Consider the following 12,142-nt stretch of genomic DNA (forward strand, 5'->3'; position numbering starts at 1 on the left):
CCCCACAAACCATTAGCCACAACCGACTGCCGGCCCTACAAACCACTAGCCACAATCGGCTCCCGACCCTACAAACTACTAGCCACAATCGGCCCCCGCCCCTCAAAACATGCCGAGCCGTTGTAGGGTCGCCATTAATGGCGACCTGGTAACACAAAAATCAGAGCGAAATCGGGAACATCGCGCCCAACGCCATGGCACCGAGAATCGCACCACCGGTGATCGGTTTGTTCCAGAGATAGAACAGCAGCGCGCCAATCAGTGAACCGAGGCCAATGGGAATCGACGCGGCCATCGCAGACAAGATGATCAATGGGCCAAGGAAGCGACCAGAGGCATTACCTGCGCCCATCATCACGTCCGCACCGTAGGTGGAATCGCTTTGATTGATGGTGAATTTACGCGCCAGGATGATCAGATAGCCAATCGCTACCCCCACCACCAAGCCGGTGGCCAGTGATGCCGCGAAGTTGGCAACTGGGAATACAATGCCTGAACCCAACAGCAGTGCAGGCACTCCCAGTCCTACACCGGTTTGAATCGCGCCACCAATATCGAGAATCCCGACCAGCGAACCTTCGATGATACGGGCGAACAGGAAGCTGGCACCAAACGCCGCGACTGCGCCATACACGCCGGTTTCCATGCCGGAACGCAGCATGGATACGAATGCCACTTCGTTAAAGGCACCAATGCCGTACAGGTAGTACATGTGCGTACCGGCAAACACGCCAGATGACAGCAGGCCAACAAAGATCGGGAACGACCAGTCGGCATACCAGAACCCTTTGTTTTCAGTCTCGTTCATTCTCGAGGCTCCTTATTTGCCGCTCAGGCTGTTGTGGATCATATCCAGCCAGCCCGGGATACCCAGTTGGAAGGATTGCAGCAGCTTCATATCGAAGCCACGGAAGAAACCGCTCAGTGCGAACAGCAGCACGATAGCGAACATCATCACTTTAGTGACCTTGTTCCAGCCGCTCTCTTCCACGCCTTTACCAATCAGGATACCCAGCACCAGACCCGGTACCGCGTTACCCATAATCAGCTGCGCCAGACCACCAAAGATGGTCGCCCAGAAACCGGATTTCTTACCCGCATCAATCGCGGCCAGCCAGAAGATCACTGGCATGACGGTGTTAACCAGCAGGTTCGCCGCAGGGACCAGCACTTTCACAGCTGTCACCTGCAGCGCAGCAGGCACTGCAGAGGCGGTACTGTTGAGGAACGCCACCACAATCATGCCGATGATGCCGCAGGCAATGGCCATGCGTTTCGGGTTATGCAGGGTTTCCGCGACGTTACGATTTTTTACCATCAACGCAGCCGCACCCCAGTTAGGCAGAATGCGGTGGTCAACGTCCTGTGTGAAGGAGCCTGCGGCTACAGACGATGCCCAAGCGTTAAAGAAGAAGCCAAGACCAAAGGAGAAGTGCGATGCAGGATCGCCTTCGCAGGAGTTCAGTTCACCCAAAGTACGAAACGCGCCCATACCTTGTGTGGTGGGTGCATGAAACATGCGCGCCGCGCCTGCCCCTACCCCAACACCAACCAATCCGCCAATGATCAACGACTTAAACAAAATGATTAAAAACATGTTGTTGTACCTTTTGTTATCGTCTTTATTGAGTCGCTGTGAATTCCACCTTATCGGTATCAATCACGGTGACGCTGACGGTGATCTCCAGCTCAACGCTGTAATTCCGCCGTTCGCGCGCCAGAAAGAAGAACAAGAACTTCTCTGTGCGCACGCTCTCCTGCGCGCGCAGCACCCGCACATCTATGGGTTCAATGCGCAACAGAATCTTTTGACTGGTGCGCAGCACTTGCTGCTGCACCTTGCTCAGTGCATCGGCAAAGGCTTTTGCTTTGCTGTCGCCTTTGCCCTGCACCGTGACCTGAGTGTCATATTGCTGTTTCATACTTAGCTGCCGTATTTTTTGTTCCAGGCCTGCACCAAGCGCTCACCCAGCTCTTCTTTATCCATAAAGCCGAAGCCCAATACGGTAGCGCCTTCGTTAATCGCGGTGACACCTTCGTCAATCGAACGCATACCGTGTTTAGCTTTGTAGCCGTACTTATTCTGCGCGGTGATGGCACCTGCGCCGCCGCTGCCGCAGAAAGAGATGCCGAAGTCAGCGTTTTCCGCTTTCATCACATCGCCCAGCTTCATATCGGCTGCCACGCCCGGCACCACAACGGCACGACCGCCGGCTTTCTCAATACCGGCTGCGACTTTCTGACCTTTACCCAGACGATCACCAATCACGACTGTCACCATGTTCATTTCCTCTCAATTCATGCTTCGTTAGATTTCGCCACTTCGATATGCACTGACAGCAGCCAGGCTTCTTCTTTTGGCAGATTGCCAAACAGATCCACCACCTGCTGGGCCAACGCCATGGTTTCTGGCGAGATATCTTCAAACAATTCGGCTTCCACATCCGGTAGCGCTTCACCCGTGAGGGAACGCGCTGCCATCGCCCGCACATGCGAGGCCAGCATCTGCTGCTGAACGGCGTTAGCTTCAATGTGGTGTGCGGTGTAAATCGCCGCAATCTGCTTCATCACGTTATCCGCCAGCGCCTGAATTGCTTCTGGCGTAACTGTTTTCAGCGGGACAGCTTCACTCCTCACCTTGTAACTCCTGTTAACTGCGGACCATTAGAGATAATTCGCGTTGAAAAGAAATTACGCTTTCCGTTAGCGCCTGTGGAGACGCATCTTTTCCACCTCGAAGTGGAAATCCCACGGCTGAGTGTGCGCCAGATCGCAGTACGCACGAACTGTGCGAAACAGGTCACAAAATGCAGAGATGTAATGGTTTTAGGCAGAATGAGCGTTGAAATAAGCGGGCTTGATGAGAGAAATAAGGCCAGCAGGGGTGCTGGCCTGGGTTATCAGCGGAATTTCTTATGGTTGGCGTTACGGATATCTTCCAACTTCTTCGCTTCAGTTTTGGCTTCGTCCAGTTTATTGGCTTTCGCCAGTTGGTCGACGACATCAATCTGCGCAATCAGAGAATCAAGACCGGCGTGATAATCCTTAATCTGGGCACTGTCGGCAGCTTGACCTTCCAGTTTTTCCGGCGTGGACTTTTTAGCATCCTCCGCCGCCTGGCGCATCTTGCCGAGCGCGGTTTGCATCTCCTGAGCATCAGAGGTTTTCTTCACCACGCTCAGGCCATCTTTCAGGGTATCCATATCTTTCTCCAGGTCAGCGGCAAAAACGCTAGCCGAGGAGAACAACAGCGAGAGAGACAACATTGCAATCAAATGCTTACGCATAAATATTCCTTATTTCCCATCATACTTCAGGTTCCAGGCGCGTTGGCTACGCTCGCTCACCTCAGTCACTTACTGATCTAAGTATCTGGGGCTTCACTCGCTTGCCGCCCTTCTGCAACGCGAAATATTTAGGGGTATTATTGTCGGGCAAAAAAAAAAGCAGCCACGTGGGCTGCTTTCAGGAAGCGATGTTTTATTGTCCGGCGATTTTCATCTCCGGCAGCAGCACCGACCCGCATTGTATATTGCTGCGCGTTTCAATGTCGTTACCGAGAGTTACCATATTGAGCCACATATCCTTGAGGTTGCCCGCAATTGTGATCTCACTCACAGGATATTGGATTTCACCGTTTTCAACCCAGAATCCTGATGCACCGCGCGAGTAGTCACCGGTCATGGCGCTCACGCTGGAGCCCATCATTTCCGTCACCACTAAACCACGGCCCATCTGTTTCAGCAGATCTTCAAAACTGTGACCCTGGCCCGCAATGCGCCAGTTGTGAATGCCGCCTGCATGGCCGGTGCTTTGCAGGCCCAGCTTGCGCGCCGAATAGCTGGTCAGCAGCCAGTTTTGCAGCACGCCATCTTTGATGATGTCACGTGCCTGGGTACGCACACCTTCACTGTCAAACGGCGTAGAAGCCAACCCTTTCAGCAGGTGCGGCTTCTCTTCAATGGTCAGCCACTCTGGCAGAATCTGTTTGCCGAGGGAATCCAGCAGGAAGGTGGCTTTGCGATAGACACTGCCGCCGCTGATCATGCCCACCAGATGGCCAAACAGACCCGTCGCCACTTCCGGTGCGAAGATCACCGGCGCTTTCATGGTCGGCAGCTTACGCGGCGCTAAACGCGACAACACGCGACGTGCGCACTCTTGTCCGACCCATTCGGCGCTTTGCAGCTCGTCGATTGAACGCCCAATGGTGTAGGCATAATCACGCTCCATGTTGCCATCTTGCTCGGCAATCACGCAGCTGGAGAGTGAATGGCGGCTGGAGCAGTAGCTCTGCAGCATGCCGTGGCTGTTACCGAAAACTTTGATACCTACATGGCTGTTGAAGCTGCCGCCTTCGGTGTTAGTAATGCGTTTATCAGCCTGCAGTGACGCTTGCTCCGCTTTTGCGGCCAGTTCGATAGCGCGATCGGCATCGATCTCCCACGGGTGGTAGAGATCGAGGTCCGGTGCCTCAAAGGCCAGCAGATCGGGATCGGCGGGTGCACCAAAAGGATCGACCGAGGTATAGCGCGCGATGTCGATCGCCGCCTGCACGGTGCGTTTAATCGCATCCGGGCTAAGATCGGTAGAGGAAGCACTGCCTTTGCGGTTTTGATGATAGACGGTGATGCCAAGCGCACCATCGCTGTTGAATTCGACGTTTTCGACTTCGCCGTAACGGGTGCTGACGCCGATGCCGGTGGTTTTGGTCACCGCCACTTCTGCACCATCGGTGCTGGCTTTCGCCAGTTCCAGCGCCTGTGCGACAGCCTGTTCTAACACTTTACGTTGTTCTGCAACCTGAGTAGATACGTTCATCGACCTGCCGTCTAATCTTAAGTATGAATTTATTGAGTCTATCAGACTCAGAGAACAATTTCGCAGTCGCCCGATAAACTGGTAGGATTAGCCTCTTTTTTTTAGGGAGCCAAGAGATGACCAAGCAGCCCGATGACTGGCTCGACGATGTGCCGGATAATCAAAACGAAGAAGATGAAGACGAAGAGATTATCTGGGTCAGCAAAAGCGAAATTAAACGCGATGCCGAAGAGCTGAAACGCCTCGGTGCCGAGTTAGTTGAACTAGGGAAAAATTCCCTCGACAAGATTCCACTCGACGAAGATCTGCGTGCCGCCATTGAGCTGGCACAGCGTATTAAGAAGGAAGGTCGTCGTCGTCAGATGCAGCTGATCGGTAAGATGTTGCGTTCGCGCGATGAAGATCCGATCCGTCAGGCACTGGATAAGCTGAAGAACCGTCACAACCAGCAGGTTGCGCTGTTCCACAAACTCGAGCAATTGCGCGATCGCTTGATTGAGAAAGGTGATGACGTCATAGCAGAAGTGATTAACCTTTATCCTGAAGCCGATCGTCAGCAGCTGCGCAGCATGATCCGCAATGCGCAGAAAGAGAAAGCCGCGAATAAACCGGCGAAATCAGCGCGCGTGATTTTCCAGTATCTGCGCGAGCTGGCAGAAGCGTAATATACTGTAGCGGCGCGATTTATCGCGCATTCTGAAGCAGCAGAGTGGCTGACAGATGCGCAATAAAAAGGTCGCCATCATGACGACCCTGCAGTGAAATTGCGCGGTTTGTAGGTGGCCATTCACTGATGGCCACCGCCTCATTACCGGCCCAGTCGCTCCAGCAGTTTCTGGTGAATCCCACCAAACCCACCATTACTCATCACCAGGATTGAATCACCTGGCTGAGCTTCTTTCGCCACCATTTCTACCAGCGTATCAATATCCGCGCTCCACAGTGCCGGCTGGATACAGGCTTCCGCAACATCAGAAACCTGCCACGGGATGTGGTGTGGTTGGAACAGGAACACTTTATCCGCCCGGCCCAATGACGGTGCCAGATCGTTTTTGCTGACACCCATTTTCATGGTGTTGGAACGGGGTTCTAGCACCGCTAAAATACGCGCGGTTCCGCCCACTTTACTGCGCAACGCCGCCAGCGTCGCGTGGATGGCGGTGGGGTGATGGGCAAAATCGTCATAGACCTTGACGCCATTAACATCACCACGCAATTCCAGACGACGACGCGCATTGATGAAGCTGCTCAGCGCTTCACCTGCATCCACCGGTTTCACGCCCACATGACGCGCCGCGGCAATCGCCATCAGCCCGTTGTGCATGTTGTGTTCACCCACCAGCGCCCAGTTCACTTCCCCGACTTTTTCACCGTCGAGCCAGATTTCCCAATGCGATGAGTCCGGCGTGAGCTTTTTCGCCTGCCAATGCCCGTTGTCGCCGACAGTTTCCTGCTCGCTCCAGCATCCCATCGCCATCACCTGCTTGAGATTGTGATCGTGCTCCGGCAGCAGGATCTTGCCCTGGCCGGGTACGATGCGGATCAGGTGATGGAACTGTTTCTGGATCGCACGGAGATCGTCGAAGATATCGGCATGATCGAATTCGAGGTTGTTGAGGATCAGGGTACGCGGGCAGTAATGGACAAATTTCGAGCGTTTGTCGAAGAAGGCGCTGTCATACTCATCCGCCTCAATGACGAAGAATGGACTTTTTCCTAATTTTGCCGAAACTTCGAAGTTTCCTGGCACCCCACCGATGATGAAGCCCGGCTCAAGGCCACAGGCCTCCAGAATCCACGCTGCCATGCCTGCGGTGGTGGTTTTGCCGTGCGTTCCCGCTACCGCCAGTACCCAGCGGTCACGTAAAACAAAATCATGCAGCCATTGTGGGCCAGACAGATAAGGAATGTTGCGTTCCAGTACCGCTTCCACACAAGGATTGCCGCGTGTCATGGCGTTGCCGATAATCACCAGGTCCGGTTGAGGATCAAGCTGACTGGCATCATAACCTTCTGTTAATTCAATGCCTTGCTGCTCCAGCAACGTGCTCATCGGCGGGTAGACATTGGCGTCCGAGCCGGTCACTTCGTGTCCCAGCGAGCGGGCCAGCATTGCCAGTCCGCCCATGAAAGTGCCACAAATCCCAAGGATGTGAATACGCATAAAGAGATCCATTACTCAAAAGTTCGGCGCACAGTGTAACCCCGAGCAGAGTGGGAAGAAACGGATTAGGACTATGGTTTTTAAAGTTCAATCGGCTAAACTGCGTTCATACGTTGGTAGCGTGTTATAGCTGCTACCACTCCATCGTAGATTCAGGGAATGTGTTATGAAAACGTTAGGCGAATTCATCGTCGAGAAGCAACACGACTTTCCACACGCCACAGGTGAACTGACGGCGCTGATTTCCTCCATTAAACTGGGAGCGAAGATTATCCACCGCGACATCAACAAAGCGGGTCTGGTGGATATTCTGGGTGCCAGCGGCGTGGAAAACGTGCAGGGCGAACAGCAGATGAAGCTGGACCTCTTCGCGAATGAAAAATTGAAAGCTGCCCTGAAAGCGCGTGGTGTGGTTGCCGGTATTGCTTCCGAAGAAGAAGACGAGTTCGTGATCTTCGAAGGTTCAGAAGACGGCAAATACGTGGTGTTGATGGACCCGCTGGACGGTTCTTCAAACATCGACGTTAACGTTTCCGTGGGCACCATCTTCTCTATCTACCACCGCATCAGCGAGCCGGGTACGCCGATCACTGAAGCGGACTTCATGCAACCGGGCAACAAGCAAGTTGCGGCAGGCTACGTGGTTTACGGCTCCTCGACCATGATGGTGTACACCACCGGCGTGGGCGTGCATGCGTTTACTTACGATCCTTCACTCGGTGTGTTCTGTCTGAGCCACGAGCGCATGACCTTCCCAGAGAAGGGTTACACCTACTCTATCAACGAAGGTAACTACATTCGCTTCCCTCAGGGCGTGAAGAAATACCTGAAGTTCTGCCAGGAAGAAGATATCGCCACCAAGCGCCCATACACCTCGCGCTATATCGGTTCACTGGTGGCAGACTTCCACCGTAACCTGCTGAAAGGCGGTATCTACCTGTATCCAAGCACCGCAAGCCACCCGAGAGGCAAGCTGCGTCTGCTGTACGAGTGCAACCCGATGGCATTCCTGGCTGAACAAGCCGGCGGTAAAGCCAGCGATGGCGAGCATCGTATCCTCGATATCCAGCCAGAAACGCTGCACCAGCGCTGCCCGTTCTTCTGCGGCAACGATGCTATGGTCGATGACGTAGAGCGCTTTATCCGTGAATACCCAGACAGTCACGCATAAGCGAGATTCGATGTAAAAAAAGCCCGCTTACCAGCGGGCTTTTTGTTGCTTTACTCCACCCTGCGTATTTTAGCCTGGCGATCAATCAATTCACCTTGTGATGAATAATATCGACTTGGCCATATTTCATCCGGTGTAACACCAATGGCTTCAGAAATGAGCCATTCACCTTTCGGCCAAGGTCGAATCAACGCATTACCCAGTGTGGTCGAGCATAAACCCGCCTCTCTTGATACAGCGGCTAATGAGGTCCCTTTCTTACGTAAGGCAGCAATGATATCGGCCTGATGCCAGTCTTGCTTGGTTTCACCCACGTTACTCTCCTTAGTTATCGTTATAGGTTTCAATAACGATACTACGTTACTCGTAGTATCTGACAAGCAGTAAATCTACGATTCTCGTAGCCATGAAACCGACCTCCTCCCTGCAAGACACTTTCTGTCGACGCCTGAAACAAGCGCGTCTTGGAAAGGGTTTTTCGCAAAAAGGGTTAGGGATTGCCGCCGGCATTGAAGAGTTTTCCGCCAGCGCGCGCATCAATCGCTATGAAGTGGGTAAGCACCAGCCTGATTTACTGACGCTGCAACTGCTGGCAAAAGCGCTGGAGATCCCCGCCGCCTATCTTCTGGCAGAAGATGACCAACTGGCCGAAATGATCTTGCGCTTTCCCGATGAGGAAAATAGCAACGCGCGTTAGTGCGCGTTGCTCATGCTTTACGCAGTTGCCACCCGGAACTGCGCCATCGATTCCTGTAGCTGCTGTGATTGCGCTTCCAGCGATTGCGTTGCCGCGCTGGCTTCTTCCACCAGTGCAGCGTTTTGCTGCGCGGCTTCATCCATCTGCGTCACCGCCTGGTTTACCTGCTCAATCCCGCGACTCTGCTCTTCAGACGCAATCGAAATCTCTTTCATCAGCGAAGTGACACGCATCACTTCACTGGAGATCTCATCCATGGTTTCGCCTGCGCGGGTTGCCATGTCACTCCCCTCTTTCACACGCGTCTGCGATTCGCTGATCAACTCACGAATTTCTTTTGCGGCGGTGGCGCTGCGCCCGGCCAAAGTACGGACTTCATTAGCCACCACGGCAAATCCGCGCCCCTGCTCCCCTGCACGAGCCGCTTCTACCGACGCATTGAGCGCCAAAATATTGGTCTGGAAAGAAATGCCATCAATAACACTGAGAATGTCGCCGATACGATTAGAACTTTGAGTAATCTCCTGCATCTTCTCCATTACATAGCCCACCACTTCTGCACCGCGCTCGGCACTATCAGACACATTACTGGCCAACTGGTTGGCCTGCTGCGCGTTGCTGGCGTTGAGACGCACAGTGGCGGTGAGTTGCTCCATGCTGGCAGCGGTTTGCTCCAGTGAAGCCGCAGACTCCTCAGTACGCTGCGATAAATGGACGGTGCCGGCGGCCAGTTCACGGCTGCCTACATCAATCTGCAAGCTGGCTTCACGCACCTGACTGACTGACCCACTCAGCGCCAATTGCATTTCAGCCAATGCGCCGTTTAAGCGACCAATTTCGTTTTTACCTGCTTGTGGCAACGGTTGTGATAAATCACCCGCCGCGATTTGCTCCAGATGCTTGATGGCTTGATTCAGTGGCTCCATAAACAGACGGCGCAAAAGCTGCCATGACAGCACGATCAGTAGCAGCGTTAAGACCATTGCCACACCGATAAGCACTTTCATTTTCACTTCATTATCAGCAGCTTGCTGCATACGCGCAGCAGAGACTTCATCGGCATAAATACTGAAATCATTGACGGCTTTGGAATAGTTAGCGGCAAGTTGAGATTGTTTGCCTTCCAGCACCTGATAATACTCATCGGTATACTGTTTACTCAGCGCATCCATCATCGGTTGAATGCCCTCTTTGTCGTAAATCGTATAGGTCGACACGACAGCATCCGCTAACTCCTTACCGTGGGCCGTGACGGTGCCTGCATCAACAAAGGCTTTAAGCAGTTTATGCGAGCTGTCCACCGCAGCCTGCGCCTGCCCGGTCACTTTAGCTCCGTCATCTAACAAACCAATTTCAATTTTACGCACTGCCAGGGCGGCGTTGGCACGAGCACGCATCAGTTCGGAACGGCTTTGGTACAGCTTGTTCTGCTCAATGCCCTGAATACGGTTGATGGCATCCAATGACTGGTTGCCCGCATTGATGGCATAGATGCCCATAAAACTCACCGCCAGCAGTAGCAGCGTCATACAGAAGAGCAAGGCACGTATTCCATTTTTAATCGATAGCTGTTTCATGATCATTCCCGTGTGTATGAAAAAAGGCAGAACTCCACTAGCCCTAAAACGGAGAGATTATCGGCAGCCGATCGTAGAAACTTTATCCAAAGTTGAGGGAGTCATGACAATCAATCAACAAAGGCAGTTGCACCCGTCCCAATGATTGTTGATAAATGGGGGCGTAAAAAAACGTCAGCGCGGGCACTGACCCGCGCATCCATCCATCTTCAGGGAGAAATCATGGCTGCTTATGCCTCTACCATTATTCTGGTCTGCCTCGCCGTCCTGAGCTATTTCGTTCATAACAGTGCCGTTACCATTTCCATTCTGATCCTGCTCGCCATCAAGCTGACACCGCTGTCGCAGTTCTTCCCCTATGTGGAGAAACAAGGCATTCAGATCGGTATCATTATTTTGACCGTCGCCGTGATGGCACCGCTGGCCAGCGGGACTTTACCAGCATCGTCTCTGCTCAAGTCGTTTGCCAACTGGCAGTCGATAGTGGCGATTATTGTCGGGGTGTTTGTGGCCTGGTTAGGCGGGCGCGGCGTCAATTTTATGAGCGTACAGCCGTCAGTGATTGGTGGATTATTAATCGGCACCGTGATTGGTGTGGCGTTTTTCCGTGGAGTGCCCGTTGGACCACTGATTGCAGCAGGGATTGTCTCGCTGTTTGTCACCGCGAAGTAGGCCTTTGGAGCATTCCGAAACGCCAAAAAGGGGGCATACTTTCAGAGTCAGTTGGCTATAATAGCCGTCACTCAACATACGACCAATGAAGGAAAGCCAGATGAGTTTGAACCAGGTGCCTGCAGGTAAAGATCTGCCAGAAGATATCTATGTCGTTATCGAGATCCCAGCGAATGCCGATCCGATCAAATATGAAGTGGACAAAGAGTCTGGCGCCCTGTTTGTAGACCGTTTCATGTCTACCGCCATGTTCTATCCGTGCAACTACGGTTACATCAACCACACCCTGTCTCTGGATGGTGATCCGGTTGACGTGCTGGTGCCAACCCCGTATCCGCTGGTGCCGGGCTCAGTGATTCGCTGCCGTCCCGTTGGCGTGCTGAAAATGACCGACGAGTCTGGCGAAGATGCCAAACTGGTTGCGGTTCCGCACACCAAACTGAGCAAAGAGTACGATCACATCAAAGATGTGAACGACCTGCCAGAACTGCTGAAAGCGCAGATCACCCACTTCTTCGAGCACTACAAAGATCTGGAAAAAGGCAAATGGGTGAAGGTTGACGGCTGGGACAACGCAGAAGCGGCTAAAGCTGAAATCATTGCTTCTTACGAGCGCGCACAGAAGAAATAATCTTCTTCGCCTTGCGAGCATAAAAAAACACCGTCCAATGGACGGTGTTTTTATTTATGCCTCTGGTAGGTCATCGCGCTTGAGCCAGTCACCACTCGCGATGCGGGTGCGACCGACAATCGAACGCTGATACACATACAGCCAGGCACTGCCGTAAGGCGTCTGCAAGAGCTGGCGTTTGTACTCACCATTCTTGCTGCGCAAGGCATCAAGTTCGCCGAGGGTGCTCGCATCAATGCGATAGACCTCGCAATAGACGGTTCCCTCCCCTTCAATGACCCCCGGATAGTGACCGAGATTGTAGAGTTCGAACCCTTCAATCTGATGGTCGCCGAGCCATTGCGCATTCGTCATCCAATGACTGTTTCCCTGTTTGCGCCGTAAACTGCCGTAGACAATTATTCGCATT

General features: G+C 53.1%; 16 protein-coding genes. 5 read left to right on the forward strand and 11 right to left on the reverse strand.

The genetic code is table 11. From position 1 onward, the window contains the following. Nucleotides 1-160: 160 nt before the first annotated feature. From HA51_RS22800 to pmbA, 7 genes are all read right to left on the reverse strand, one after another. Entirely contained in the window at nucleotides 161-808 is a 648-nt protein-coding gene (locus HA51_RS22800) for a DUF4310 family protein (protein WP_084937184.1), read from the reverse strand. A gap of 12 nt (nucleotides 809-820) precedes the next feature. After that, nucleotides 821-1,597, reverse strand: coding sequence for a DUF4311 domain-containing protein (locus HA51_RS22805; protein WP_034829226.1), 777 nt, complete (start codon nucleotides 1,595-1,597; stop codon nucleotides 821-823). Nucleotides 1,598-1,622: 25 nt separating this feature from the next. Then, the gene (locus tag HA51_RS22810) at nucleotides 1,623-1,922 is read right to left on the reverse strand and encodes a DUF4312 family protein (RefSeq protein WP_084937187.1); all 300 of its coding nucleotides are present in this window, start codon (nucleotides 1,920-1,922) and stop codon (nucleotides 1,623-1,625) included. 2 nt (nucleotides 1,923-1,924) lie between these two features. After that, entirely contained in the window at nucleotides 1,925-2,287 is a 363-nt protein-coding gene (locus HA51_RS22815; RefSeq protein ID WP_089561919.1) for an SFCGS family glycine-rich protein, read from the reverse strand. Nucleotides 2,288-2,298: 11 nt separating this feature from the next. Beyond that, complete coding sequence (locus tag HA51_RS22820; RefSeq protein ID WP_084937189.1) at nucleotides 2,299-2,637, reverse strand: glycine dehydrogenase; 339 nt, start codon at nucleotides 2,635-2,637, stop codon at nucleotides 2,299-2,301. 263 nt (nucleotides 2,638-2,900) lie between these two features. After that, nucleotides 2,901-3,287 carry a cytochrome b562 gene (gene cybC / locus HA51_RS22825; RefSeq protein ID WP_084937191.1) on the reverse strand — a complete coding sequence of 129 codons (387 nt, stop codon included), beginning with the start codon at nucleotides 3,285-3,287 and terminating at the stop codon, nucleotides 2,901-2,903. A gap of 193 nt (nucleotides 3,288-3,480) precedes the next feature. Beyond that, nucleotides 3,481-4,821 (reverse strand): metalloprotease PmbA, encoded by a 1,341-nt coding sequence (gene pmbA, locus HA51_RS22830; RefSeq protein ID WP_084937193.1) that lies wholly within the window; start codon nucleotides 4,819-4,821, stop codon nucleotides 3,481-3,483. A 116-nt stretch (nucleotides 4,822-4,937) separates the two neighbouring features. Here pmbA and yjgA point away from each other — a divergent pair, with 116 nt between their 5' ends. Beyond that, nucleotides 4,938-5,486 carry a ribosome biogenesis factor YjgA gene (yjgA, locus tag HA51_RS22835; RefSeq protein ID WP_084937195.1) on the forward strand — a complete coding sequence of 183 codons (549 nt, stop codon included), beginning with the start codon at nucleotides 4,938-4,940 and terminating at the stop codon, nucleotides 5,484-5,486. A 143-nt stretch (nucleotides 5,487-5,629) separates the two neighbouring features. Here the strand turns inward: yjgA and mpl are convergent, their stop codons facing one another. Then, the gene (gene mpl, locus HA51_RS22840; protein ID WP_084937197.1) at nucleotides 5,630-6,985 is read right to left on the reverse strand and encodes a UDP-N-acetylmuramate:L-alanyl-gamma-D-glutamyl-meso-diaminopimelate ligase; all 1,356 of its coding nucleotides are present in this window, start codon (nucleotides 6,983-6,985) and stop codon (nucleotides 5,630-5,632) included. Nucleotides 6,986-7,151: 166 nt separating this feature from the next. Here mpl and fbp point away from each other — a divergent pair, with 166 nt between their 5' ends. Then, nucleotides 7,152-8,156 (forward strand): class 1 fructose-bisphosphatase, encoded by a 1,005-nt coding sequence (fbp, locus tag HA51_RS22845; protein WP_084937199.1) that lies wholly within the window; start codon nucleotides 7,152-7,154, stop codon nucleotides 8,154-8,156. Nucleotides 8,157-8,206: 50 nt separating this feature from the next. Here the strand turns inward: fbp and HA51_RS22850 are convergent, their stop codons facing one another. After that, entirely contained in the window at nucleotides 8,207-8,470 is a 264-nt protein-coding gene (locus HA51_RS22850) for a helix-turn-helix domain-containing protein (protein ID WP_084937201.1), read from the reverse strand. A 92-nt stretch (nucleotides 8,471-8,562) separates the two neighbouring features. Between HA51_RS22850 and HA51_RS22855 the strand changes: the two genes are divergently transcribed. After that, nucleotides 8,563-8,853 (forward strand): helix-turn-helix domain-containing protein, encoded by a 291-nt coding sequence (locus HA51_RS22855; protein ID WP_084937203.1) that lies wholly within the window; start codon nucleotides 8,563-8,565, stop codon nucleotides 8,851-8,853. Nucleotides 8,854-8,870: 17 nt separating this feature from the next. Here HA51_RS22855 and HA51_RS22860 read toward each other — a convergent pair whose 3' ends face one another. Further along, nucleotides 8,871-10,430 (reverse strand): methyl-accepting chemotaxis protein, encoded by a 1,560-nt coding sequence (locus tag HA51_RS22860; RefSeq protein ID WP_084937206.1) that lies wholly within the window; start codon nucleotides 10,428-10,430, stop codon nucleotides 8,871-8,873. Between the two features lie 222 nt (nucleotides 10,431-10,652). On the opposite strand from HA51_RS22860, the gene HA51_RS22865 reads away from it, so the two are divergent. Both HA51_RS22865 and ppa read left to right on the forward strand, forming a co-directional pair. Next, complete coding sequence (locus HA51_RS22865; protein WP_084937295.1) at nucleotides 10,653-11,102, forward strand: DUF441 domain-containing protein; 450 nt, start codon at nucleotides 10,653-10,655, stop codon at nucleotides 11,100-11,102. 100 nt (nucleotides 11,103-11,202) lie between these two features. Beyond that, entirely contained in the window at nucleotides 11,203-11,733 is a 531-nt protein-coding gene (gene ppa / locus HA51_RS22870; RefSeq protein WP_084937209.1) for an inorganic diphosphatase, read from the forward strand. Between the two features lie 54 nt (nucleotides 11,734-11,787). Here the strand turns inward: ppa and HA51_RS22875 are convergent, their stop codons facing one another. Further along, a complete protein-coding gene (locus HA51_RS22875) occupies nucleotides 11,788-12,141 on the reverse strand; it encodes a gamma-glutamylcyclotransferase family protein (protein WP_084937211.1) in 354 nt (117 codons plus the stop codon). Nucleotide 12,142 lies beyond the last annotated feature (1 nt).

The organism is Pantoea rwandensis (assembly GCF_002095475.1).
GTDB classification, from domain to species: Bacteria; Pseudomonadota; Gammaproteobacteria; order Enterobacterales; family Enterobacteriaceae; genus Pantoea; species Pantoea rwandensis.